20 protein-coding genes, 1 tRNA gene and 1 pseudogene are annotated in these 23,085 nt (G+C 72.7%); 12 read left to right on the top strand and 10 right to left on the bottom strand.

What is annotated here, in order from left to right:
- Positions 1 to 440 (top strand): annotated as a pseudogene (locus tag VIU94_RS22870) (hypothetical protein); the annotation flags it as partial.
- Between the two features lie 74 nt (positions 441 to 514).
- Positions 515 to 588, top strand: a tRNA-Ala gene (locus tag VIU94_RS22865).
- Positions 589 to 680: 92 nt separating this feature from the next.
- Here the strand turns inward: VIU94_RS22865 and VIU94_RS22860 are convergent.
- The 3 genes from VIU94_RS22860 to VIU94_RS22850 all read right to left on the bottom strand — a co-directional run bounded on the left by VIU94_RS22860 (position 681) and on the right by VIU94_RS22850 (position 3,774).
- On the bottom strand, positions 681 to 2,141 hold the full coding sequence (locus VIU94_RS22860) for a hypothetical protein (protein ID WP_331913729.1): 1,461 nt from the start codon (positions 2,139 to 2,141) through the stop codon (positions 681 to 683).
- Between the two features lie 20 nt (positions 2,142 to 2,161).
- Positions 2,162 to 3,136 carry a trypsin-like serine peptidase gene (locus VIU94_RS22855; RefSeq protein WP_331913728.1) on the bottom strand — a complete coding sequence of 325 codons (975 nt, stop codon included), beginning with the start codon at positions 3,134 to 3,136 and terminating at the stop codon, positions 2,162 to 2,164.
- A gap of 158 nt (positions 3,137 to 3,294) precedes the next feature.
- Complete coding sequence (locus VIU94_RS22850) at positions 3,295 to 3,774, bottom strand: GNAT family N-acetyltransferase (RefSeq protein ID WP_331913727.1); 480 nt, start codon at positions 3,772 to 3,774, stop codon at positions 3,295 to 3,297.
- Between the two features lie 67 nt (positions 3,775 to 3,841).
- Between VIU94_RS22850 and VIU94_RS22845 the strand changes: the two genes are divergently transcribed.
- Positions 3,842 to 4,639: an exodeoxyribonuclease III gene (locus VIU94_RS22845; protein ID WP_331913726.1), complete on the top strand. Its 798-nt coding sequence runs from the start codon at positions 3,842 to 3,844 to the stop codon at positions 4,637 to 4,639.
- A 174-nt stretch (positions 4,640 to 4,813) separates the two neighbouring features.
- A complete protein-coding gene (locus VIU94_RS22840; RefSeq protein WP_331913725.1) occupies positions 4,814 to 5,515 on the top strand; it encodes a response regulator transcription factor in 702 nt (233 codons plus the stop codon).
- Between the two features lie 5 nt (positions 5,516 to 5,520).
- Here VIU94_RS22840 and VIU94_RS22835 read toward each other — a convergent pair whose 3' ends face one another.
- Positions 5,521 to 7,161: a sensor histidine kinase gene (locus tag VIU94_RS22835; protein WP_331913724.1), complete on the bottom strand. Its 1,641-nt coding sequence runs from the start codon at positions 7,159 to 7,161 to the stop codon at positions 5,521 to 5,523.
- A gap of 344 nt (positions 7,162 to 7,505) precedes the next feature.
- Here VIU94_RS22835 and VIU94_RS22830 point away from each other — a divergent pair, with 344 nt between their 5' ends.
- Together VIU94_RS22830 and VIU94_RS22825 are read left to right on the top strand one after the other, a co-directional pair.
- A complete protein-coding gene (locus tag VIU94_RS22830; protein ID WP_331913723.1) occupies positions 7,506 to 7,871 on the top strand; it encodes an SH3 domain-containing protein in 366 nt (121 codons plus the stop codon).
- Between the two features lie 114 nt (positions 7,872 to 7,985).
- On the top strand, positions 7,986 to 8,345 hold the full coding sequence (locus VIU94_RS22825) for an SH3 domain-containing protein (protein WP_331913722.1): 360 nt from the start codon (positions 7,986 to 7,988) through the stop codon (positions 8,343 to 8,345).
- Positions 8,346 to 8,392: 47 nt separating this feature from the next.
- On the opposite strand, the gene VIU94_RS22820 is transcribed toward VIU94_RS22825, so the two are convergent.
- The 5 genes from VIU94_RS22820 to VIU94_RS22800 all read right to left on the bottom strand — a co-directional run bounded on the left by VIU94_RS22820 (position 8,393) and on the right by VIU94_RS22800 (position 12,980).
- A complete protein-coding gene (locus VIU94_RS22820) occupies positions 8,393 to 9,616 on the bottom strand; it encodes an ABC transporter permease (RefSeq protein WP_331913721.1) in 1,224 nt (407 codons plus the stop codon).
- Entirely contained in the window at positions 9,613 to 10,323 is a 711-nt protein-coding gene (locus tag VIU94_RS22815; RefSeq protein ID WP_331913720.1) for an ABC transporter ATP-binding protein, read from the bottom strand. Before VIU94_RS22815 ends, VIU94_RS22820 begins: the two co-directional genes overlap by 4 nt.
- Entirely contained in the window at positions 10,320 to 11,612 is a 1,293-nt protein-coding gene (locus VIU94_RS22810; protein ID WP_331913719.1) for a peptidoglycan-binding protein, read from the bottom strand. The genes VIU94_RS22815 and VIU94_RS22810 overlap by 4 nt, the downstream gene beginning before the upstream one ends.
- Positions 11,613 to 11,614: 2 nt before the next feature.
- The gene (locus VIU94_RS22805; protein WP_331913718.1) at positions 11,615 to 12,199 is read right to left on the bottom strand and encodes a hypothetical protein; all 585 of its coding nucleotides are present in this window, start codon (positions 12,197 to 12,199) and stop codon (positions 11,615 to 11,617) included.
- Positions 12,200 to 12,353: 154 nt separating this feature from the next.
- A complete protein-coding gene (locus VIU94_RS22800) occupies positions 12,354 to 12,980 on the bottom strand; it encodes a MerR family transcriptional regulator (RefSeq protein ID WP_331913730.1) in 627 nt (208 codons plus the stop codon).
- A 200-nt stretch (positions 12,981 to 13,180) separates the two neighbouring features.
- Between VIU94_RS22800 and VIU94_RS22795 the strand changes: the two genes are divergently transcribed.
- The 4 genes from VIU94_RS22795 (at position 13,181) to VIU94_RS22780 (ending at position 16,819) form a co-directional block, all read left to right on the top strand.
- On the top strand, positions 13,181 to 14,725 hold the full coding sequence (locus VIU94_RS22795; protein ID WP_331913717.1) for a flavin-containing monooxygenase: 1,545 nt from the start codon (positions 13,181 to 13,183) through the stop codon (positions 14,723 to 14,725).
- Positions 14,722 to 15,654, top strand: a complete 933-nt coding sequence (locus VIU94_RS22790) for an alpha/beta fold hydrolase (RefSeq protein ID WP_331913716.1) — start codon at positions 14,722 to 14,724, stop codon at positions 15,652 to 15,654. Before VIU94_RS22795 ends, VIU94_RS22790 begins: the two co-directional genes overlap by 4 nt.
- Positions 15,651 to 16,532, top strand: coding sequence for an SDR family oxidoreductase (locus VIU94_RS22785; RefSeq protein ID WP_331913715.1), 882 nt, complete (start codon positions 15,651 to 15,653; stop codon positions 16,530 to 16,532). Before VIU94_RS22790 ends, VIU94_RS22785 begins: the two co-directional genes overlap by 4 nt.
- Positions 16,533 to 16,624: 92 nt before the next feature.
- Positions 16,625 to 16,819: a hypothetical protein gene (locus VIU94_RS22780; RefSeq protein WP_331913714.1), complete on the top strand. Its 195-nt coding sequence runs from the start codon at positions 16,625 to 16,627 to the stop codon at positions 16,817 to 16,819.
- A 71-nt stretch (positions 16,820 to 16,890) separates the two neighbouring features.
- Here the strand turns inward: VIU94_RS22780 and VIU94_RS22775 are convergent, their stop codons facing one another.
- Positions 16,891 to 20,178 (bottom strand): S41 family peptidase, encoded by a 3,288-nt coding sequence (locus VIU94_RS22775; protein WP_331913713.1) that lies wholly within the window; start codon positions 20,176 to 20,178, stop codon positions 16,891 to 16,893.
- A gap of 170 nt (positions 20,179 to 20,348) precedes the next feature.
- Here VIU94_RS22775 and VIU94_RS22770 point away from each other — a divergent pair, with 170 nt between their 5' ends.
- Together VIU94_RS22770 and VIU94_RS22765 are read left to right on the top strand one after the other, a co-directional pair.
- Positions 20,349 to 20,921 (top strand): TetR/AcrR family transcriptional regulator, encoded by a 573-nt coding sequence (locus tag VIU94_RS22770; RefSeq protein WP_331913712.1) that lies wholly within the window; start codon positions 20,349 to 20,351, stop codon positions 20,919 to 20,921.
- A 95-nt stretch (positions 20,922 to 21,016) separates the two neighbouring features.
- Positions 21,017 to 23,085, top strand: a 2,069-nt coding sequence (locus VIU94_RS22765; RefSeq protein WP_331913711.1) for an MMPL family transporter, incomplete at its 3' end; no start/stop codon positions are given.

The raw sequence follows: 23,085 nt of genomic DNA, 5'->3' as shown, positions 1-23,085 counted from the left end.
GGGAGAGCCGGCCGCGCCGGCAGCCCGCGCCGGAGGCGGCCGACGAGGAGCCCGCCCGACCCGAGCCCGAACCGGCCCCCGCGGTCTCCCCGCAGGAGGCCGGCCGACGGGCGCTCGTCGAACAGACCGACCACGCGGAGTGGGTGGACCAGCAGCGCGAGCGCGGCCCGGCCCGCGGCGACAGCTGGGACCCGGTCCCGGTGCCGCTGCCCACGTACGTGACGGCCCCTGTCGCTCCGCGCGCCACCAGCGGCGTCGACATCACGGACCCGGAGACCTGGAGCGCGGCCCGCTCCTCCACGGTCGCGGACCCGACCCCGGCGCCGCCCCCGGCCCCGCGTCAGCGCACCGTGCCGCAGCGGCGTGGCCGCGACCACGGCCGGACCCCGCTGTTCGACCAGTACGCGGACGACGACCGGCCGCGCGCGGCCAACGAATGACACGGCGGCGGTGACCGGCGGGGATCGGATTTCCAACCACCCCGATCGGGATGCTAATGTTTCACACGTCGCAAGGGCCTGTGGCGCAGTCTGGTAGCGCACCTCGTTCGCATCGAGGGGGTCTGGGGTTCAAATCCCCACAGGTCCACAGACAACGAAGATCCCGTCCGATCGAAAGATCGGGCGGGATCTTCGCGTTGGGCCGGCCCGCCGGCCCCCGCCCGGCGGCCGTGACGGTCCTCACCCCCAGCGGGCCAGCAACGCGCCGCAGTACGTGTCGACGCCCATCAGGGGGGCCGGCGGGAGCGTGGGCTGGACGACGCGGACCCGACGGGCTATCTCCGGAGACCACTGGCGCAGCGGGAGCCAGGCGGCAACGTGGGCCTGCTCGCGGTCCGTGCCGGGGCGGCCCGCCCCGCCGACGTCGTGGCGGAGCCGGGGGCGCAGGCCGCGGCGGTGCAGGGCGTTGCGGGTGAAGGTCGCGGCGACGGCCCGCATTTCGGCCGGGGTGAAGACCGGCGGCAGCCCGGGCGCGGCCTGGTACAGGCAGAGGAAGTCCAGGTCTATCAGGGCGTGTGTGACGTCCTCGGGGACGGTGACGGGGGCGTACGAGGGGCGGTAGCGGGAGACGTCGGTGTCCGGGGAACCGGTCGGCGTCCAGCCCTCGTGGACCCGGCCGAAACTCGGCCAGTACGGCCAGCTCGCCACGCCGTCCCTGATCGTCAGGTCGTTCCGCAGCGCCCGCGCCATCGCCGAGGCGCGCTCGGCGTGCGTGACGTCCCCGGTGACCACGGCGAGCTGGACCAGCGCCCGGCCCATCGCGAGGAACTCGTTCGTCGGCAGTTCCGCGCCCGCGAAGGACACCGGCTCGTCGGGGAGCCAGCGGTAGAAGCCGCGGCCGTCGTCCGTCGTGCCCCACTGCTCGTCGTGCGCCGTCACCGCGCGGACCGCGGCGTCCAGGTAGCCGTCGATCCGGCCGCGCACCGACGCCGGGACGACCTCGGGCCGCTCACGGGCCAGCCGGGCGAGGCTCGCCAACGGGTAGACGATCATGCCGGTCTGGGCCGCCAGCGGCACCAGCGCCGGACGGGCCGCGTACACGCCGGGGCGGACGCGGCGCGAGCCGTCCTCGGTCAGGAGCCGGGCCGTCAGGCCGTCCTTCTGCGTGTACGCCGTGTACAGCGCCCGGTCCGCACGCAGTTCGTCCGCCGGGTCGAGGCTCAGCGGCCCGCTCGCGTACGCCTTGCGGCGCGGGACCTCGGGGATCGTGAAGCCGAAGCGGCCGTCCCCGTACGCCTCCACCGTGAGCCGGGCGAGGTGCGCGCTCGGCGGGCAGAGCGTGACCTCCAGGGCGGGGCGGCCCTCTGTGTCGGGAATCACCGCGGTCGCCGCCGTGAACTTGCCCGCCGTGCTCCACACTCCGCGGCTGCGGCCGCGATGGTCCCGGACCCCGCGCACGTCGTCGCGGGCGTCCAGGACCTGGTCGATCAGCTCGGCGAGCCGCTCGACGTACGCGGGCCGACCGGTGCGCTCGGCCATCATCAGGTAGCCCTGCATCCGCCAGGACGTCCCCCAGCCGATCACGCCGGCGACATTGTCGGCCGGCACGCCGGGGCCGGAGGCCCCGGTGAGCCGGTTCTCGATCTCGTGGAAGTAGCGCGTACCCGCCCGGTGCAGACTTCGAATTCCCCATCTCGGCATCGGGCGAGTATGCCTGAGGTCTAGGACGCCTGGGCCCGGTCGTACAGCGCCTTCGCGTCGTTGCCGAAGTACGGGCCGAACATGCGGTTCGGCAGGAAGGTGTAGCCGAAGCTGTTCACCGAGACCTGCAGGCCGGTGCCGGCCGACTCGCTGAAGCCGGTGAACCAGGGGCCGCCGCTGGAGCCGCCGGTCATGTTGCAGCCGAGGCTGTGGTCCTGCGAGAAGAGGAAGTCCTTGGAGGAGTTCCCGGAGCAGTAGACCAGCTTGCTGCCGTCGTACGGGGAGGCCGCCGGGAAGCCGAAGGCGTACATCGCCTTGTTGTAGCCGCCGTTGAACTGGATGCCCTGCGCGCCGGTGACGGCGGTGAGCTTCTGGCCGCCCAGCGGGGCGACGACCGCCGCGCCGACGTCGTAGTTGATGTCCTCGCTCGCCTCCCACTGCGGGGTGGTGAGCGTCTTCGACGCCGTCCACTGGCCGTACGGCGCACTGCCGTTGCTGTACGCGGGGACGAAGACCCAGTTGGTGTGCCAGGCGCCCTGGTACTTCACGCAGTGCCCGGCGGTGATCACCGTGCTGGCGTTCTGGCTGGTGACGGCGTTGCCGGAGCAGGAGGCGGTACGGCCCTGGAAGGTGAAGAACACCCGGCCGGAGGTCTTCACGACCGCGCCGCCGCCGGTCCACGCGCCGCCGGCCTGCGGGAAGGCGGTGGGGGCGACGGCCGTCGGGGCGACGGTGGTGGTGCGGCCGGCGCGCTCGACCTGCTTGAGGGTCTTCGCCGCGCCGGGGGTGAGGTTCAGGTCCAGCGGGGTTGCGGACCGCATCCGGTCGGCGGTCCAGAAGGCCGCGGCCTTCTGCTGTGCGGACGCGGCGACCGCGCGTGCGGGCGCCGCGGCGGCGTCGGTCTCGGCGGCCTGGGCCGAAGCGGTCGTCAGGCCGCCGGTCAGCAGGGCTCCGACGGCGAGCAGGGTGGCTGCGGCGATGCGATGGCTTCTCACGCATGTCTCCTTCTGCCTGGGCAGGTGGGGGATGAGAGCGGTGCGGATCGGCGTTGCGTGAGGGCAGCGTGCCAGAGCGGCGAGTGTTTGTCAGGAGCGCGTCAGGTCATTCGTCCCGGACCCGTGGAGACATGGCGCGGATCCGATCGGAGGTCGCGTCAGATCAGCGGCTTCGCGTAGCAGCGGCTCAGCGCGTGGAAGCGGTAGTGGCCGAACTTGGCGCAGGGCTCGTAGCCGCTGGACTCGTACAGGGCCATCGCCTCGGGCTGCATCGTGCCCGTCTCCAGGACCATCCGGGTCCGCCCGGCCGCCCGGGCGTCGTCCTCCAGGGCGGCGAGGACGCGCCGGGCCAGACCCAGGCCGCGGGCCTCGGGTGTCACGTACATGCGCTTGATCTCGGCGTCGCCGTCCGCGAAGCCCTCGGGGTTCGCGTCCTGGCGGCGCCAGCCGCCGCTGGCGACCGGCCGGTCCTGGTCGTCGTACGCGAGCAGGTAGACGCCGTGCGGCGGGACGAAGTGCGCGGCGTCCATCGGCGTCGCGTCGCCGTCGTCGCCGTAGCGCTCGGCGTACTCGGCCTGGACGGCGCCGTCGAGCTTGACCGCGTCGGGGTGGTCGTAAGCAGTCGGCTGGATATACATGCGCAGTATCGTACATCTATGCGATCCGCCCGTTCACCGGGTCGGAAGAGGTCGGTATTCTCCCGGGATGCTCACTGTCACGACCGCGAATGTCAACGGGCTCCGGGCCGCCGCCAAGAAGGGCTTCGTCGAGTGGCTGGCCGGAACGGCCGCCGACGTGATCTGCCTGCAGGAGGTGCGCGCCGAGGAGGCGCAGCTCCCCGAGGAGGTCCGCAGCCCCGAGGGCTGGTTCACCGCGCACGCCCCGGCCGCCGCCAAGGGGCGCGCCGGCGTCTCCCTGTACACCCGCCGCGAGCCGGAGCGGCTGCAGGTCGGCTTCGGGTCCGCCGAGTTCGACGGCAGCGGTCGGTACATCGAGGCCGACCTGCCCGGCGTCACCGTCGCCAGCCTGTACCTGCCCTCCGGCGAGGTCGGCACCGAGCGGCAGGACGAGAAGATCCGCTTCATGGACGAGTTCCTGCCGTACCTGAAGGGGCTCAAGGAGCGCGCGGCCGCCGACGGCCGCGAGGTCGTGGTCTGCGGCGACTGGAACATCGCCCACCAGGAGGCCGACCTCAAGAACTGGAAGTCCAACCGGAAGAGCTCCGGCTTCCTCCCCGAGGAGCGCGCCTGGCTCTCCCGCGTCTTCGACGAGGCGTCGTACGTCGACGTCGTCCGCGCGCTCCACCCCGAGCAGGAGGGCCCGTACTCCTGGTGGTCGTACCGCGGCCGCGCCTTCGACAACGACAGCGGCTGGCGCATCGACTACCAGGTGGCCACCCCCGGACTCGCGCAACGCGCGGTCAAGGCGTGGGTCGAGCGCGCCGCGACGCACGGCGAGCGGTGGAGCGACCACGCGCCGGTCACCGCCGTCTACGAACTCTGAGGATTTCGCCGAGAGGCGGTTTCCGGCCGGGCGGCCGAAGAGCGGCGGGAATTCCCGGCGGGTTCGGTATCCGGTGGGTTCGGTATCCGGCGGTTCGGTATCCGGCGGGTTCTGTATCCGCCGGGTTCTGTATTACGGTGCTGGAATTGCGCAGGGCTTGCAGGGGGAGATTCGTTGAGCGCGCGGATTCTGGTCGCCGAGGACGACGAAAAGCAGTCTCGGCTGATCCGGATTTATCTGGAACGCGAAGGGAATGCGGTGCAGGTCGTGGCAGACGGCCGGGCAGCGCTGGAACGGGCGCGTGCGACCCGTCCCGATCTGATCGTGCTGGACGTGATGCTGCCGTACGTCGACGGGCTCGACGTGTGCCGCATTCTGCGGACCGAGCCGGGCACGGAGGACGTCCCGATCCTGCTGCTCACCGCCCGCACCACCGAGGAGGACATGCTCCTCGGGCTCGACCTCGGCGCGGACGACTACCTCACCAAGCCCTACAGCCCGCGTGAACTGACCGCGAGGGTACGGGCGCTGCTGCGCCGGGCCAAGAAGTCCGCCCCGGCGGAGGCGACGCTGCTGCGGGTCGGCGAGGTGGAGCTGGACATCGCGCGGTTCGAGGTCCGGGTCGCGGGGCGGGCGGTGGCGCTGACCTCGAAGGAGTTCTCCATCCTGGAGGCGCTGGCCCGCGAGCCCGGGCGGGTCTTCAGTCGGGCGCAGATCATCGAGCGGGTCTTCGGCTTCGACCGGGACGTCCTGGAGCGGACCGTCGACGCGCATGTGATGAACCTGCGGCGGAAGCTGGAGGCGCACCCGGGGAGCCCGCGGCTCCTGGAGACGGTGTACGGGCGGGGATACCGGCTCGCGGACGGGGCGGCCTGAGCCCGTCAGCGAGCAGGGCCCGAGCGCGCCTTGTCCGAGCCGGCGCCCAGGACGATGGTGAACGTCGTGCCCACCCCCACCTCGCTCCGTACGGCGATCGTGCCCCGGTGGTCCGTCACGATCTGACGGGCGATCGACAGGCCGAGCCCGCTGCCGCCCGTCGCCCGGCCTCGTGACGGGTCCGCCCGCCAGAAGCGGTCGAAGAGGTGCGGCAGGTCCTCGGCCGGTATGCCTTTGCCGGTGTCCCGCACCTCGACGACGGCCAGCTCGCCCTGCGGGGCCAGGGCCAGCGTCACCCGGCCGCCGGGCGCGGTGGCGCGCAGCGCGTTGCCGACCAGGTTGCCGACGACCTGACGCAGCCGGTCCGGGTCGGCCGTCACGTACACCGGGTGCGGGGCCCGTACCTCCAGGGTGACGCCGGCGGCCTCGGCCTGGGCGCGGTGCGCGGTGCGGGCGGCTTCGAGGAGCTCGTGCAGGTCCACCTCGGAGCGGTGGTACGTGAGCGCGCCGGCCTCGGCCAGCGCCAGGTCCTGGAGGTCGTCCACGATCCGCTGCTGGAGCAGCGCCTCCTCGTGGAGCGAGTCGAGCAGCTCGGGCGTCGGGTCGACCACGCCGTCCCGCAGCGCTTCCAGATAGCCGCGCAGGTTGGCGAGCGGGGTGCGCAGCTCGTGCGCGATGTCGCCGGTCAGCCGGCGCTGGCGCTCCTCGCCGGCCCGGATCGAGTCGGCCATGCGGTTGAACGCCCTGCCGAGCTGCGCGATCTCGTCCCGTCCGGAGACCGGTACCCGGCGCTCCAGATCGCCCTCGCCGAGCCCGTCGGCGGCGAGCGTCATGGCCCGTACGGGGCGCAGTACGGCCCGGCTGAGCAGTAGCGCGCCGAGGACGGCGGCGAGCGCGACGCCGACCGCGACGGCGACGGTGGGGGCGGCGGCGATCGTGGGCGGGGACTCGTCCCGGTAGCCGAGGCGGACTTCGAGGCGGGGCGGGGCGACGGAGGCGGTGCGCTCGTTGAAGACGCGCTGGAGGCAGGGGGCGAGGGGCCGGACGGGCTCGCAGGGGCGGAGCGCGTCGAGGTCCGGCTGCACCGAGCTCGTCTCCTTCGCCGGCGCCCGGCACGCGGTGGGCCGTCGGTCCGTGTCGACGACGGGGATGCCGAGGCGGTCCGCACGGGCGGTCACCCGGGCCCCGGCGCGGGTCAGGCAGGCGGCCTCGGCGAGCGCGGCGCGGTACTGGGTGATCGCGCCCGCCGCCTGCTTCACGGAGAGGCGCGGGGGCTGCCCCCCGGGAAACGTCAGGAGGGGACGCGGGTCGACGAAGACGGCCGGCCGGCTGCCGAGGGCGCGGGGCTCGCGCCCGGCGAGGGGGTCGGAGTCCGCGAGCAGGGCGCCGCTCTCCGTCGCGATCCGGATGCGCTGGCCGGTGTCCTTCGCGAGGGTGCTCACGGTCGGCGACAGCCCGTCCCACGAACCGCGCGCGAAGCCGAACGCGCGCAGCTCGCCGGTGATCCGGGTGACCTCCTGCTGTCCGGCGCTGACGGTCTCCTGCACCTGGCGGGTCGCCTGACGCAGGGTCAGCCAGGCGGTGGCGGCGGTCGCGGTCAGGGCGACCAGCATCAGCAGGCCGAGTACGCGCAGCCGGAAGCTCACCGCGTCCCACCTGCCCCGGACGACGGGACGTGTGCGCTCAACGGGACTCCTTCGGCCGGGTTTTCCAACCTACGGGACCGCTGGTGACCGAGGGGCCGGTGTTGCGCAAGAGGCGCGCGAGGCTGATAACGCCTCACGAGTGGCGGATTTTCACTCAAGAAGAATCCGGTCTCTCGGGTGCGGAAAGTGGTCACAGTGTTGCGGAATTATTTCTTCAGGAGTGTCCGCGGGTGATCGTACTTACGCCGCTCGCGCCTCTGGTGCGAAGGCCGCTGTGTTTCCTCGGGGTTCGTCAGGTCCCCGAGCGCAGCGCTGACGAACCGACACTATTGGGGGTTTCCACAGTGAAGCGTCGACTCGCAGCAATCCTTCCCGCCGTCGCCATGGCCGCTCTGGCCGTTCCGATGGCCACGTCCACCCCGGCCGTCGCGGCCGCCGCGTGCGGCAAGACCGCCCCGGACAAGGACGGCGGCGCCTGGAACGCCAACAAGGCCAACGGCGCCAACATGCGCAGCGGCTCCAGCACCGGCTGTGGCATCAACGGCATCGCCTACTCCAGCAGCAAGCTGGACTACCACTGCTACACCCGTGACGCCGCCGGCGCGACGTGGACCTACGTCCGCAACGACTCCGCGTCGCCCGACACCTTCGGCTGGATCCGCGACGACCTGCTGAGCGACGGCGGCAGCCTGGAGTGGTGCGGCTTCTGATCCCGCCACGGGCGGTCTGAGCACCACTGAGTGACGAAACGTCGGGGACGGTCTCCCGGGACCGTCCCCGTCGCATGCGCGCATCCATACACAGACATTGACAGGAGTTAGGCAATGAAGCGTCGACTTGCAGCTCTCGTTCCGGCGGTCGCGGCGGTGGCCATGGCCGTCCCGATGACCCTCACCACCGCCGCCCCGGCCGTCGCGGACGCGCCCTGCGGCAAGACCGCGTCGGACATCGACGGCCGGGCCTGGAACAAGACGGCCAACGGGGCCAACATGCGCAGCGGTTCCAGCACCGGCTGTGGCATCAACGGCGTCGCGTACAGCAGCCACTCGCTGGACTACCACTGCTTCACGCACGCGGGCAGCTACACGTGGACCTACCTGCGCAACGACACGACCGGCACGTACGGCTGGGTCCGTGACGACCTGCTGAGCGACGGCGGTTCGTCGTTCAACTGCGGCTTCTAGCAGCTCCGTAGGAGCATCGCAGCCCGCCACCCGAGGCGCTGTCCGGTTCATGTGCCGGACAGCGCCTCTGTCGGTGCCAGCCGGCTCGCCCGGACGGCCGGGTACAGACCCGCGATCATGCCGATGAGCAGGGTCGAGCCGATGCCCGCCGCGCTGGCCCAGACCGGGACGACGGTCGGCCAGTCGCGGCTGAGGGCGTAGCCCGCCGTGATGAGCGTCCCGAGGACGGTTCCGCCGAGGCCGCCGATCAGCGACAGGAGCAGGGACTCCGTCACGAACTGGGTGCGGATCTGGCCCTTCGTCGCGCCCAGGGCCCGGCGCAGGCCGATCTCGGGGCGGCGCTCCAGGACCGAGATGACCATGGTGTTGCCGACGCCGACCCCGCCGACCAGGAGCGCCACGCCGCCGAGGCCGAGCAGCAGGCCGGTCAGCGCCGACTCGGTCGCTTCGCGGGCCGCGAGGGCGTCGGACGGGCGGGAGATCTTCACCTCGCCGGGCTTCTGCGGGTTGGCCGTCGCCGCCAGGACCGCCCGTACGGACGTGACCTGGCTGTCCTCGGCCCGGACGTAGACCGTCGAGGGGTGGCCGTCGAAGCGGAGGTACGTCTTCGCCGCCGGCCAGCCGACCAGCGCGGCGCTGTCGAGCTCCGGCGCCAGCGGCACCGGATCGAGGACGCCGACCAGCGAGAACCAGCGGCCGCCGAGCCAGACCCGGGTGCCCGGGGTGTACACGTCGAGCCGCTGGGCGGCGGTGGCACCGAGCACCACGGCCGGGTACTTGTCCGTCGCGTCGTCCAGCCAGCGGCCCCTGCGGACGTGTCCGCCGACGGCCGGCAGCAGACCCTCCCCGGCCGCGTGGACGGTGAGCGAACCGGTGCGGCCCGCGGAGATGCGCTCGTTGCGGTAGACGCTGACGCCGGTGGCGCCGGTGGCGGCGACCTGCTGCACGGGCGGCACGCGACGGATCATCGCCACGGACTCCGGGGGGAGCTTGGCCTCGTCGCCGCCGAGCGTCTCGCCGGGGGCGACGCGCAGCAGGTTCGTGCCGAGGGCGTCGAGTTTGCGGTCGACCTCCGCCTGTCCCGAGCCGGAGATGCCCACCACCGCGATCATGGCGGCCACGCCGATGGCGATGCCGAGCGCGGAGAGGAACACCCGCAGCGGCCGGGTCCGCAGGCCGGTGCCGCCGAGCCGTACGACGTCGGCGGGGCCGAGCCGCGCGGCGCGCAGCGGGGAGCGCGACGCGGACCCGCCGGTCGTTCCGTTCGTCATCGGGGCGCCCCGATCGTCGTGCTCCGCCGGGTGTCGGCGACCAGGCGGCCGTCGCGCATCTCGATCCGGCGGGGGAGCTCGGCCGCGATCTCCCGGTCGTGCGTGATGACCACGACCGTCGTGCCGGCGGCGTGCAGTTCGCGCAGCAGGTTCAGCACGGCGGCCCCGGAGGCCGAGTCGAGGTTGCCGGTCGGCTCGTCCGCCAGCAGCACGGACGGTTCGCCGACCACTGCGCGGGCCACCGCGACCCGCTGGCGCTCGCCGCCGGAGAGCTGGTGCGGCAGGTGGTGGACGCGGTGGCTGAGCCCGACCCGTTCGAGGGCGGCCGCCGCCTTGGCCCGGCGGCGGCGCATCGGGACGCCCGCGTACAGCAGGCCGTCCGCCACCGAGTCCAGTACGGGCACGCCGACGGCCAGGTGGAACTGCTGGAAGACGAAGCCGATCCGGGTCGCGCGCAGGGCGGAGACCTCGCGGTCGGACAGCTTCGCCACGTCGTGGCCGTCTACCAGCACCCGGCCGGCGGACGGGCGGTCGAGGCTGCCCATCAGGTTGAGCATGCTCGACTTGCCGGATCCCGACGGGCCGACGACGGCCACCAGTTCGCCCCGCTCGATCCGCAGGCTCACGTCCCGGACCGCCGCCACCCCGCCCGGGTAGGTCTTGGAGACCGCGTCGAACTCCACGACCGCCGTCGCGCCGCCGCTCACTCCGGGATCCTCACCTTCATGCCCTCGCGGACCGCGGGACCGCTCACCTCCACGTTGCCGTCGGCGAACAGCCCGGTCTTCACCGCGACGAACCGGCCGTCCTCGGTCTCCAGGCCGTGCCCGCCCTCGGCCAGGGCGACGAGCGCCGAGACCGGGACGCTGAGCACGTCCTTGGCCTCCCGCCCCACGTACTCGACCGTCACCGGGCCGCTCTCCAACCGGCCCACGGCCTTCTGGTCCTGGAGCGTGACGGTCACCGGGATCGTCGCGTCGCCGCCGCCCGAGCCGCCCTCGCCGCCGCCCCCCTCGGGCGCTGTCGCCTGCTTGCCGATCGAGGCCACCTGGCCCTTCACCGAGTCGCCGGTCGGCAGCGCGACCGTGACCGCCGCGCCCCGTACGGCCCAGGCGGCGTCCGCGGCCGAGGCGTTGACGAGGACCTTCCGGGTCGTGCCGGTGAACGCGAGGGTGTTCTCGCCGACGGCCGAGCCCAGGCGGGCGCCCGCCTGTCCGATGCGGACCTTGCCGGCGGAGTAGACGACGTCCCCGACCCCGACGGCGCCGGTCTGTTCGAGGCCGAGCGACTTCTGCCAGCGCTTGACCGCCGACGCGGTGCCGTCGGTGAACTTCTCGTCGACGGTGAAGCCGGTGTAGCCCAGGGCCGCGAGGTTCGTCTCGAACTGGCGGACGTCCGCGCCCTTGAGTTCGCGCGGGGCTCTAGACGTACCGGTCTTCCCGCCGGTGGTCCCGCCGTCACCGGCGCCCCCCGGCGCCGGTGAGCCCGAGGGATCCGGGGACTTGCCCTTCCCGCCGTCCGAGCCCTGGCCGCCGGCGTCCGTGCCGCCGGAGCCCTTGTCGGGCTCGTCGGCGGTCAGTCCCAGATCCCGGTACATCGGCAGGGTGCCGTACATCAGCACCACCGGGCGGTCGTTCACGCGCAGCAGCGTGCCGCCGCGTTCGACCGACGCGCCCTGCTCGGGCAGCCAGGTGACGGTCCCGGTGGCCTTGACCGGCAGCGGGAGTTCCGTGCCGAAGCCCAACTGGCCGTCCACCGTGGTGCGTTCGGTCAGGGTGGTCTTGGTCACCGGGACGAGGGAGCCCGCCCGGGGCGGGGCGCCGGGGCCCTCGTCCCCGCCGCCGCCGAGCCCCAGGGCGCCGACGACGGCGACCGCGGCCACGACGACCACGGCCGAGGCGATCAGCGCCGTACGGCGGCCGCGCCGCCCGCCCGGGGCGGAGGGCGCCTCGGGCGTCCCGTGCGCGTCATCGAGGGGGGTCACCGTGTCGGTCATGGTCAGCCCTTGGCCGGGGGCGGGTTGTCCGGGATGCCGATGATCGGGCCGCAGACGCGGGCGGCGCGCTTGGCCTCGGCCGAGCTCTGGTTCCACTCGGAGTCGCCGCTGTCGGACCCGTCCGCCTGCGGGTCGGGGAAGTCCGGGGCGCCGTTCTTCTGCATGCAGGCGGCGTAGTCCTTGCGGACCTTGATCTCCTCGGGAGTGAGGGGGTTGAGCGACTTCTCCAGGTCCTCGGGCACCGGCGGGTCGACCTTCGCGCAGGCCTTGGAAGCCGGGATGTACTTCGGGTTCTTCTTCATGGCCCGGCGCTGATCGCCGTTGCCGAAGTCGATCTGGCCCTTCTCGTCCGGGTCGTTGAGTTCGACGCCCTGCTCGCGCATGCACTTCACCCAGGCGCGCTTGCCCTCGACGTACGCGGCGAGTGCGTCCTTGCCGCCGCCGCTTCCGCCCGCCGCCGCCGACTTCGAAGCGCCGCCGGCGTCGGCCGTCGGGACCTTCGACCCGCCGTCGTCGCTGCCGCAGCCGGTCAGCGCGAACGCCAGGACCGACGCCGCCGCGGCCAGCAGTACCCGGTTCGTCCTCATCGGTTCTCCCGCTCCTCCGGTCGGCCCGGCCGCGGATGCGGCGGGCACGGCGACCGTAGGCCTCAGACCATGAAGAACTTTTGAAGAACCTGTCAGACGATCATGCGATCCCTGCGATCCGTAGGAACCACGCGATCCACGCGGGCCCGAGAGTTCAGCCCTGCGACGACTCCCGCAGCCGCCGGTCGAGCGCCATCGACAGCTCCGCCTCGACCACGCTCTTGGCCAACGGGCGCAGCCGTGCCGCGTCCTTCTCGTCGGTGTGCGCGCGCAGCAGGTCCGTGAAGAGCGCGGCCAGTTCGTCCGCGTGGGTGCGTACGCGGCGGCCCGCCTCCAGGACCGCGGCCAGGGGGACGCCCTCCTTCACCAGGGCGGCGGAGACGTCGAGCAGCCTGCGGCTGATGTGCACGATCTCCTCGCCGTCGGTGGCGATGTAGCCGAGGTCGAGGGCGGCGGTCAGGTTCTCGGGGGTGACCTCGCCGGCGAAGTAGTCGGCGAGCTCCTGCGGGGTGAGCCGGACCGGCTCCTCCTCGGTCGGCTCGACGAGGCCGAGGACCTCGCTCACGTCGCGGCCGCTCTCGAAGGCGGTGCTGAGGTCGGCGATGCCGTTGAGGGTGTGGCCGCGTTCGAGCAGGGCGGCGATCGTGCGGAGCCGGGACAGGTGGCGGTCGTCGTACCAGGCGATCCGGCCCTCCCGGCGGGGTGGCGGGATCAGACCGCGTTCCCGGTAGAAGCGCAGGGTGCGCACGGTGATGCCGGCCGCCGCGGCCAGCTCCTCCATGCGGTACTCGCGCCCCGTTGCCCGCTCGCCCGTCCGTACGCCCGTTCGATCCCCGTGTCCGTCCGTCACCCCGCAAGCCTATGTCGTACCAACGGTAACTTTCCTCGACGCGACCCCTACCGCTCGGTATGTACGTGCTCTACTCTCCCGACTGTGCCAGTGATTGCTGGCAACGTTGAGGTCGGTGCGCGGGAGGCGGCATGGCGAAGCACGAGCATGTTCGAGTGGCGGTGATCGGATCCGGATTCGGCGGCCTGGGGGCCGCGGTCCGGCTGCGCCGCGAGGGGATCACCGACTTCGTCGTCCTGGAACGGGCCGACTCGGCAGGCGGCACCTGGCGGGACAACAGCTACCCCGGCTGCGCCTGCGACGTCCCCTCCCACCTGTACTCCTTCTCCTTCGCGCCCAACCCGGACTGGCCGCGCACCTTCTCCGGCCAGCGGCACATCCGCGCGTACCTGGAGCACGTCACCGACACCTTCGGGCTCCGGCCGCACCTGCGCCTGAACCACGAGGTGCTGCGGATGACCTGGGACGGCGACGAGCTGCGCTGGGACATCGAGACCAGCGCCGGCACGCTCAGCGCCGACGTGGTCGTCTCCGCGACCGGCCCGCTCTCCGACCCGAAGATCCCCGACGTCCCCGGCCTCGCCGGCTTCCCCGGCAAGGTCTTCCACTCCGCGCGGTGGGACCACGACTACGACCTGCGCGGCAAGCGGGTCGCCATGATCGGTACGGGCGCCTCCGCCATCCAGATCGTGCCCGCGATCCAGCCCGAGGTCGGCCGGCTCACCCTCTTCCAGCGCACCCCCGCCTGGGTCATGCCCCGCATGGACCGGGCGATCACCGGCGTCGAGCGCTGGCTGCATCGCACCGTGCCGGTCACCGGCACCCTGCGCCGCGGCCTGCTCTGGGGCATCCGGGAGCTCCAGGTCAGCGCCTTCACCAAGCGGCCGGGCGAGCTCGGCCTGGTCGAGAACCTGGCCAAGGCCAACATCGCCCGCGCCATCAAGGACCCGGCGCTGCGGGCCAAGCTGACCCCCTCGTACCGCATCGGCTGCAAGCGGATCCTGCTCTCCAACGCCTACTATCCGGCGCTCGCGCAGCCGAACGTGGACGTCGTCGCCTCCGGGCTGCGCGAGGTCCGCGGCTCGACCCTGGTCGCCGCGGACGGTACGGAGACCGAGGTCGACGCGATCGTCTTCGGAACCGGCTTCCACGTCACCGACATGCCGATCGCCGAGCGGGTCGTCGGCGTCGACGGCGTCACCCTCGCCGAGTCCTGGAAGGACGGCATCGAGTCGCTGCGCGGCGCGACCGCCACCGGCTTCCCCAACTGGATGACGATCATCGGGCCCAACACGGGCCTCGGGAACTCCTCGATGATCCTTATGATCGAGTCCCAGCTGAACTACATGGCCGACTATCTGCGCCAGCTGAAGGTGCTCGGAGGGCGTGCGGCGCTCGCCGCCCGGCCCTCCGCCGTCGGCGCGTGGAACCGCAAGCTCCAGTCCCGGATGGAGCGGACCGTGTGGAAGGCCGGCGGCTGCGACAGCTGGTACCTCGACGCCAACGGCCGCAACACCACCCTCTGGCCGGGCACGACCGGCGAGTTCCGGCGCGAGACCCGGCAGGTGGACCTCGCGGAGTACGAGGTGCTGCGCGCCCCGGCGAAGACACCGAAGCCGGTCGCGGCCAAGAGCTCCGCCAAGCGCGCCGCCCGCAAGACGGAGGTCGCCCGATGAGCCGGCTCGCCGGCGGAGGCCCGGTGCTCCGTCCGCAGCCGGTCCGCGAGCTGACCGCCGTCTCCGCAGACGGCTCGCGCATCCACGTCGAGCTGTACGGCCCCGAGGGCGCCCCGGCCGTGGTCCTGGCGCACGGCTGGACCTGCTCGACCGCGTTCTGGGCCGAGCAGATACGGACGCTGGCCGCCGACCACCGGGTCGTCGCCTACGACCAGCGCGGCCACGGCCGCAGCCCGGTCCCGGCCGGCGCGTCCGGCTACTCGACGCACGCGCTCGCCGACGACCTGGAGGCCGTGCTCGCCGCCGCGCTCGCGCCCGGCGAGAAGGCCGTCGTCGCCGGACACTCCATGGGCGGCATGACGGTGATGGCCGCGGCCTCCCGCCCCGGGTTCCGCGCGCACGCCGCTGCGGTGCTGCTCTGTTCGACCGGCCCGTCGCGGCTGGCCGCCGAGTCCCTCGTCGTCCCGCTGAAGCCGGGTGCGCTGCGGACCCGGCTCACCGTCGGGATCCTCGGGGCGAAGGCCCCGCTCGGGCCGGTCACACCGGTCTCCAGGAGGATCCTCAAGTACGCGACGATGGGCCCCGGTTCGGTGCCGGAGCGGGTCGACGCCTGCGCCCGCATCGTGCACGCCTGCCCGCGAAAGGCCCGGGTGGGCTGGTCCCACGTCCTCGCCGAGCTCGATCTCGACGCCGGCGTACGGGCGTTGACGCTGCCCGTGGCGGTGCTCGTCGGCACCGCGGACCGGCTGACCCCGCCGGTGCACGCCCGCGGTCTGGCGGCCGCGCTGCCGCAGTGCGTGGGCCTGACCGAACTGGCGGGCATGGGGCACATGACTCCGGTGGAGGCCCCGGAGGCCGTCACCGCGCGGATCCGAGAACTGACCGGCACGTACCTGGGCACGGGCCTGGGTGTGAAGGAGGACGCATGAGCAGGGTGAGCCTGGAAGGACAGGTGGCGGTCGTCACCGGAGCGGCCCGCGGCGTCGGCGAACTCCTCGCCCGCAAGCTGTCCGCGCGCGGCGCGAAGATCGCGCTGGTCGGCCTGGAGCCGGAGCTGCTGAAGGAGGTCGCCGGGCGGCTGCACACCGAGGCCGACTGGTGGCACGCGGACGTCACCGACCACGTGGCGATGGCCCAGGTCGCGCAGGAGGTCAAGGAACGGTTCGGCAAGGTCGACATCGTCGTCGCCAACGCCGGTGTGGCGGCGGGCGGTCCGTTCATGGACTCCGACCCGGTCGCCTGGCGGCGGGTCATCGAGGTCAACCTGATCGGCTCGGCGGTGACCGGCCGCGCGTTCCTGCCCGTACTGACCGAGTCGCGCGGGTACTTCCTCCAGATCGCCTCGCTGGCCGCGATGACGCCGGCCCCGATGATGACGGCGTACTGCGCGTCGAAGTCGGGCGTCGAGGCCTTCGCGCACAGCCTGCGCGCCGAGGTCGGCTACAAGGGTGTGAAGGTCGGTGTCGGCTACCTGTCGTGGACGGACACCGACATGGTGCGCGGCGCGGACCAGGACGACGTGATGAAGGAGCTGCGGCAGCGGCTGCCGTGGCCGTCCAACCGCACGTACCCGCTGGGCCCCGCCGTCGACCGGATCGTCGCGGGCGTCGAGCGGCGCTCGGCGCACGTGTACGCGCAGTGGTGGCTGCGCGGCATGCAGACCACGCGCCACTACCTGCCGGGCATCATCGCGGCGGTCGGGCAGCGCGAGATGAAGCGCTTCGAGCCGCGTCTTTCGAGCGTGTCCCGGGGGCTTGTGGGGGCCGGCGGGGCGGCGGACGAGCACGCGCGTACGGAGCGTAGTTGATCGAAATGCGTGGGTTGTTCCGTCGTGTCAGGCTGGTCGAGGCCCAAGGGGCGACCCGCCCCGTACCCCTCACACTTCTAGGAGTGGACCGCATGGGCATGAAGGACCAGTTCCAGGACAAGCCGGAGCAGCTCGCCGGCAAGGCCAAGCAGGCGATGGGCAGCGCGAAGGACGAAGCGTCCGAACGCGCCGGCAAGCTCAAGGACCGCTCGAAGAAGAGCGACCAGTCCAAGAGCTCGCAGCAGCAGCGGGACGTGGAGCGCCTGGACATGGACTACGACCAGTGACGCACGACGCCTGACGTCGGTCCGTCCGAAAGGCGCACCCGGGACGCCGGGTGCGCCTTTCGCGTGCGCCCTCAGCTCCTCGGCGGGAGCTTCGGGCGGGAGCGGTCCGGGACGTCCTCGTGCCCCGGCGGCGTGGCCGCCGGGTTCTCGCCGAGCAGCGCCACCGCGAGCTCGACCGCGTCGGCGAGCTGGGCGTGCCGGCCCTCCGCCCAGTCCAGCGGGGTGCGCAGCACGGCGACGTCGGGCGTCACGCCGTGGTTCTCCACGGACCAGCCGTACTCGGGGAACCAGGCCGCGTTCATGGGCACCGTGATCTGGGTGCCGTCGCCCAGCCGGTGGCGTCCCGTCATGCCCACCACGCCGCCCCAGGTGCGCTGGCCGACCACCGGGCCCAGGCCGAGCAGCTTGAACGCCGCGGTGATCATGTCCCCGTCGGAGGAGGTGGCCTCGTCGGCGAGCGCGACCACCGGGCCGCGCGGCGCGTTGGAGGCGTACGAGACGGGCTGGGCGTTGCGGGTGACGTCCCAGCCGAGGATCTTGCGGGTCAGCTTCTCCACGACCAGTTCGCTGATGTGGCCGCCCGCGTTGCCGCGCACGTCCACGATCAGGGCCGGCCGGGAGACCTCCATCCGCAGGTCGCGGTTGAACTGGGCCCAGCCCGAGCCGCCCATGTCGGGGATGTGCAGGTAGCCGCACTTACCGCCGCTGACCTCGCGGACCACCGCCCGCCGCTTGGCCACCCAGTCCTGGTAGCGCAGCGGCCGTTCGTCGACCAGCGGCATCACCGCGATCCGGCGGGAGCGGCCCTCGCCCTCGGCGGGCCTGAAGGTCAGCTCCACCGTGGTGCCGCCGGTGCCGGCGAGCAGCGGGTACGGGCCGGCCACCGGGTCCACCGGGCGGCCGTCGACATGGGTGAGGACCGCGCCCGGGCGGATGCCGGTGCCGGCCAGCGGGGAGCGGGCCTTGGAGTCGGAGGAGTCGCCCGGCAGGATCCGCTTGACCATCCAGCCGTCCTCGCGGGGCACGAAGTTGGCGCCCAGCAGCCCCTGCGGCCGCTGGTAGTGCGGCGGGCCCTCGTTGCGCCGGGCGGGTGACACGTACGCGTGCGAGGTGCCGAGCTCGCCGAGGACCTCGCGCAGCAGATCGGCGAAGTCGTCGGGGGACGCGACCCGTTCGACCAGCGGACGGTACTGGTCGAGGACCGCGGTCCAGTCGATCCCGCACATGTCCGGGTCCCAGAAGTAGGCGCGGATGATCCGGCCCGCCTCGTCGAAGGCGCCCCGCCACTCCGCCTCCGGGTCGACGTGGTGCAGGATCCGGCGCAGGTCCAGGTAGACCGTGGAGTCGGCGTCGCCGGGTTCGGTCGCCGGGACCGCGCGCAGCTCGCCCTCGTCGACGACGACCAACCGGCTGCCGTCCCCGCTGAGCGCGAACCAGTCGAGATGGCCGACGAGTTCGGACTTGCGCGCCTTGGTGAGGTTGAAGTGCTCCAGGGTCGGCCGCCCGGAGGTGTCCGCCGGGTTGACGAACGTCTCGCCGAGCGCGCCGGAGATGGGCCAGCGCAGCCAGACCAGGCCGCCGCCGCTGACCGGGCACAGCGCCGAGTACTTGGACGCGGAGACCGGGAACGGGGTGACCCGGCTCTCCAGGCCCTCCACCTCCACCATGACCGCGCCGTCCCCGCCGTTGTCGCCCTCCACCGGGTCGAGCCCGCCCGCGGCCGGCCGGCCCTCCGGCGAGAGCGCGAACGGCGAGGGCGTCGCGGAGGACAGCGGGACGAGGTACGGGCGGCAGCCGAGCGGGAACGACAGGTCGCCGGTGTGCACGTCGTACACCGGGTCGAAGCCGCGCCAGGACAGGAAGGCGAGATAGCGGCCGTCCCGGGTGAAGACGGGGTTCTCGTCCTCGAAGCGGCCGTTGGTGACGTCGACGACGATCCGCTCGCCGGGCCCTGCGATCCGCGCCATCTTGATCGACCGCAGCGTGCGCCCGATCCCCGGGTGCGACCAGGTCAGCCAGGTGCCGTCGGGGGCGAACGCGAGGTCGCGGACCGGCCCGTTGACCGACCGGATCAGTTCGGTGACCTCCCCTCCCCCAGACTGCGCCCCGGAGGCGCCCCCAGACTCCTCCGTCGTGTCGACGAGCAGCAGCCGTCCGTCGTTGGAGGCGATCGCGAGGCGTTCGCCGTCCGGGTCGGACACCATCTCCTCCACCCGGCCGAGCTCGCCCGCCGCGAGCCGTCGCGGCTCCCGGTCGCCGCTCGCCCGGGGCAGGTACGCGATCTCGACGGCGTCCTCGCCCTCGGCGTCCGTCACGTACGCGACCTGGCCGCTGCTGCCCAGCATCTCCGGCAGCCGGACCCGGACGCCCGGGGTGTCGGTGATGGTCCGCGCGGGCCCGTCGCGGTGGGTCAGCCAGTACAGGCTGCCGCGCACGCCGACCGCGCTGGCCCGCCCGGTCTCGTCGACGGCGAGCGCGTCGACGTGGAGGGCGGCCGGGACCTGGTAGGCGCGCCGGCCGGCCCGCGGCCCGCCGAGCCGGACGTCCAGCTTCCGCGGTTCGGAGCCGGCGGTCAGCTCGTCGACGATCCACAGCTCGCCGGCGCACTGGTAGACCACCCGCCGCCCGTCGCTGGCCGCGTTGCGGGCGTAGAAGGCGTCGTGGTCGGTGTGCCGGCGCAGGTCGGAGCCGTCGGGCAGACAGGAGTACAGGTTGCCGACGCCCTCGTGGTCGGAGAGGAAGGCGATCCGGCCGGCCACGAACATGGGCGCGTCGAGCTGCCCGTCGAGCTCGGCGAGCAGCCGCTCGCCGTGCAGCCACAGCCGCCCGGTCGCCCCGCCCCGGTACCGCTTCCAGGCGGCCGGTTCGTACGACGGCCGGCCGGTGAGCAGCAGGGTGCGGCGCTCGTCGTCGACGTCGGCGACCGCGATGTGCGAGGCCGGGCCCCAGGGCAGGCGCTTGCCGGGGGCGCCGTCTGTGGGCACGGTGTAGGCCCACGAGAAGTGCGCGAAGGGCTGGCCGTGAGAGGCGACGGCGAGGATGTCGCCGTCCGGGCTCCAGCCGCAGACCCGGGTGTCGGTGGACCCCCAGTACGTCAGCCGGCGCGCCGGGCCGCCGTCGACCGGGGCGAGATGGATCTCGGGGTCGAGACTGCGCCAGCTCGTGTAGGCGATGCGGGACCCGTCGGGGGAGAACCGCGGGGGCCCGACCCGGGTCCGGTCGACGGTCACCCGCCAGGCCCGGCCGGGCCTATGCCCCGCGGGCACGAGGGGGGCGACCCAGAGGTCGTCCTCGGCCGCGAAGCACAGCAGGTCGTCGTGGAGGTGCGGGAAGCGGAGATACGCGACGTCGTCACTCACTCGTCAATGCTTTCCGCGCGGAGGGGGTGCGGCAACTCGTACGGACATGCGGGTGTGGTCGGCGGCTGTGGCCCAGGACACGTACGAAACGGTTTCGTTTCGCTAGAGGGGCGGGTACCGTACCTGGTGTACGAAACCGTTTCGTTCGGACTGTCGACAGGAGACCGGTCATGGCACGCAGCAGGCTCACCCCCGAGCGGGCGGCCGAGCTGTACGAAGCCGTGCTCGACCTGCTGCGCGAGGTCGGCTACGACGCCCTCACCATGGACGCCGTCGCCGCCCGCACCCGCTCCAGCAAGGCCACCCTCTACCGCCAGTGGGGGAGCAAGCCCGAACTCGTCGCCAAGGCACTGCGCCACGGCAAGCCCGTCAGTCTCGCCGAGATCGACACCGGCTCCCTGCGCGGCGACTTCCACGCGATGCTGGAGCGCACCGACGACTGCCAGATGGAGAAGGACTCCGCGCTGATGCGGGGTCTGGCCCATGCCGTGCACGACAACCCCGAACTCCACCAGGCGCTGCGAGAGCTGCTCATCGAGCCCGAGATGACGGGACTCGACGAGGTGCTGCGCAGGGCGGTGGACCGGGGCGAGCTCCGCGCCGACAACCCGGCCCTGAAGCTCGTCCCGCACATGCTGATCGGAGCGTTCGTCGCCCGCCCGCTGATCGAGGATCAGCCGGTCGACCACGCGTTCCTCGTCGCCTACGTCGACGCCGTCGTGCTCCCCTCACTCGGCGTCTGACCCCTTCCTGCTCCGTACACACCTGACGTCGCACCGCTCACGCCGTCGGGCCGGCTCCCCATGCCCTGTCCCACCCCACACCGGGAGTTGCCCCCGTGGCCACGTTCCTCTACAAGCTGGGTCGCTCCGCCTTCCGGCGGCGACGACTCGTCGCCCTGCTCTGGGTCGCGCTGCTCGCCCTCGCCGGCGTCGGCGCGGCCACCGCGCCCGCCGCGACCTCCAGTTCCTTCTCGATACCCGGCACCGAGGCGCAGCGCGCCTTCGACCTGCTCGAAGAGCGCTTCCCCGGGGCCGGCGCCGACGGAGCGACCGCCCGCGTCGTCTTCAAGGCCCCCGACGGTCAGAAGATGACCGACCCGGCGAACAAGGCCCGGGTCATGGAGGCCGCCCGCGACCTGAAGTCCGGCTCCGGCCAGATCGCCTCGGTGACCGACCCGTACACCGCCAAGGCCGTCTCCCGCGACGGCTCGACCGCGTACGTCTCCGTCGGCTACAAGGTCAACGCGATGGAGCTGACCGACGAGACCCGCGAGGCCCTGAAGCAGGCCGGGCACGACGCCCAGGGCAAAGGGCTGACCGTCGAGATCGGCGGTGACGCGCTGCAGACCATGCCGGAGACCGGCGGCGTCGGCGAGATCGTCGGCGTGATCGTCGCGGGCGTCGTCCTCGTCATCACCTTCGGCTCGCTGGTGGCCGCCGGGCTGCCGCTGCTCACCGCGATCATCGGCGTCGGCATCGGCGTCTCCACGATCACGGCGCTGGCGAGCGTGCTCGACCTGGGCTCCACCACGTCCACGCTCGCGATGATGATCGGCCTCGCGGTCGGCATCGACTACGCGCTCTTCATCGTCTCCCGCTACCGGGCCGAGCTGGCCGAGGGCCGGGAGAAGGAGGAGGCGGTCGGACGGGCCGTCGGCACCGCCGGCTCCGCGGTCGTCTTCGCCGGACTGACCGTCGTCATCGCCCTGGTCGGCCTCGCCGTCGTCAACATCCCGATGCTGACGAAGATGGGCTTCGCGGCGGCCGGCACGGTCGTGATCGCGGTCCTGATCGCGCTCACGCTGATCCCCGCCCTGCTCGGCTTCGCCGGGGACAAGGTCGTCGGCCGCAAGCAGCGCCAGGGCCGCGTGGTCCTGGAGAAGGACGGCGGCAAGCCCAACATGGGCACCCGCTGGGCCCGGTTCGTCATCCGCCGCCCGGTGACGGTGCTGCTGGTCGGCGTCTTCGGCCTCGGCGCGATCGCGCTGCCCGCGGCCTCGCTGGAGATGGGCCTGCCGGACGACGGCGTCAAGCCGGTCTCCGCGTCCGAGCGCCGCGCGTACGACCTGCTGTCGGACGGCTTCGGGCCCGGCTTCAACGGCCCGCTGATGGTGGTCGTCGACGGCGACCGGGCCGCCGCGGACGCGGCGGTCAAGGAGATCAAGGTCCTGGACGGGGTCGTCGCGGTCACCCCGCCGACGCCGAACAAGGCCGGCGACACCGCGATGATCACGGTGATCCCGAAGGACCGTCCGGCCTCGGCCGAGACGGAGGAGCTGGTCCACGACATCCGCGCAGCCACCGGCGACGAGGTCCTGGTCACCGGTGCCACCGCGATGAACATCGACTTCTCGCAGAAGATGAACGACGCGCTGCTGCCCTACCTGGCGCTCGTGGTCGGCCTCGCCTTTCTCCTGCTGACGGTCGTGTTCCGCTCGATCCTGGTCCCGCTGAAGGCGGCCCTCGGATTCCTGCTCTCGGTGGTCGCGGCCCTCGGCGCGGTCGTCGCGGTCTTCCAGTGGGGCTGGCTGGGCAGCCTGTTCGGCGTCGAGCAGACCGGCCCGATCATGTCGATGATGCCGATCTTCATGGTGGGCGTGGTCTTCGGTCTCGCCATGGACTACGAGGTCTTCCTCGTCACCAGGATGCGCGAGGCCTACGTCCATGGGCAGCGTCCCCCCGAGGCGATCGTGACCGGCTTCCGGCACGGCGCCCGGGTGGTCACGGCGGCGGCCGTGATCATGATGGCCGTGTTCGCAGGTTTCATCGGCTCCAGCGAGCAGATGGTCAAGATGATCGGCTTCGGTCTGGCCGTGGCCGTCCTGTTCGACGCGTTCGTGGTGCGCATGGCGATCGTGCCCGCGGTCCTCGCGCTGCTCGGCCACAAGGCCTGGTGGCTGCCGAA

It is taken from the genome of Streptomyces sp. (assembly GCF_036566765.1).
Classification (GTDB): Bacteria; Actinomycetota; Actinomycetes; order Streptomycetales; family Streptomycetaceae; genus Streptomyces.
The sequence above is the reverse complement of the archived record's forward strand: the minus strand, read 5'-3'. Positions and strand labels throughout refer to the sequence as shown.

Excerpts from the sequence above, each read along its gene's own strand:
- VIU94_RS22800 (WP_331913730.1), bottom strand. The coding sequence starts at position 12,980 with ATGGAGGAGCTGGCCGCGGCGGCCGGCATCACCGTGCGCACCCTGCGC.
- VIU94_RS22770 (WP_331913712.1), top strand. The coding sequence starts at position 20,349 with ATGGCACGCAGCAGGCTCACCCCCGAGCGGGCGGCCGAGCTGTACGAA.
- VIU94_RS22820 (WP_331913721.1), bottom strand. The coding sequence starts at position 9,616 with ATGACGAACGGAACGACCGGCGGGTCCGCGTCGCGCTCCCCGCTGCGC.
- VIU94_RS22795 (WP_331913717.1), top strand. The coding sequence starts at position 13,181 with ATGGCGAAGCACGAGCATGTTCGAGTGGCGGTGATCGGATCCGGATTC.
- VIU94_RS22805 (WP_331913718.1), bottom strand. The coding sequence starts at position 12,199 with ATGAGGACGAACCGGGTACTGCTGGCCGCGGCGGCGTCGGTCCTGGCG.
- VIU94_RS22810 (WP_331913719.1), bottom strand. The coding sequence starts at position 11,612 with ATGACCGACACGGTGACCCCCCTCGATGACGCGCACGGGACGCCCGAG.
- VIU94_RS22825 (WP_331913722.1), top strand. The coding sequence starts at position 7,986 with ATGAAGCGTCGACTTGCAGCTCTCGTTCCGGCGGTCGCGGCGGTGGCC.
- VIU94_RS22780 (WP_331913714.1), top strand. The coding sequence starts at position 16,625 with ATGGGCATGAAGGACCAGTTCCAGGACAAGCCGGAGCAGCTCGCCGGC.
- VIU94_RS22785 (WP_331913715.1), top strand. The coding sequence starts at position 15,651 with ATGAGCAGGGTGAGCCTGGAAGGACAGGTGGCGGTCGTCACCGGAGCG.
- VIU94_RS22860 (WP_331913729.1), bottom strand. The coding sequence starts at position 2,141 with ATGCCGAGATGGGGAATTCGAAGTCTGCACCGGGCGGGTACGCGCTAC.
- VIU94_RS22850 (WP_331913727.1), bottom strand. The coding sequence starts at position 3,774 with ATGTATATCCAGCCGACTGCTTACGACCACCCCGACGCGGTCAAGCTC.
- VIU94_RS22790 (WP_331913716.1), top strand. The coding sequence starts at position 14,722 with ATGAGCCGGCTCGCCGGCGGAGGCCCGGTGCTCCGTCCGCAGCCGGTC.
- VIU94_RS22845 (WP_331913726.1), top strand. The coding sequence starts at position 3,842 with ATGCTCACTGTCACGACCGCGAATGTCAACGGGCTCCGGGCCGCCGCC.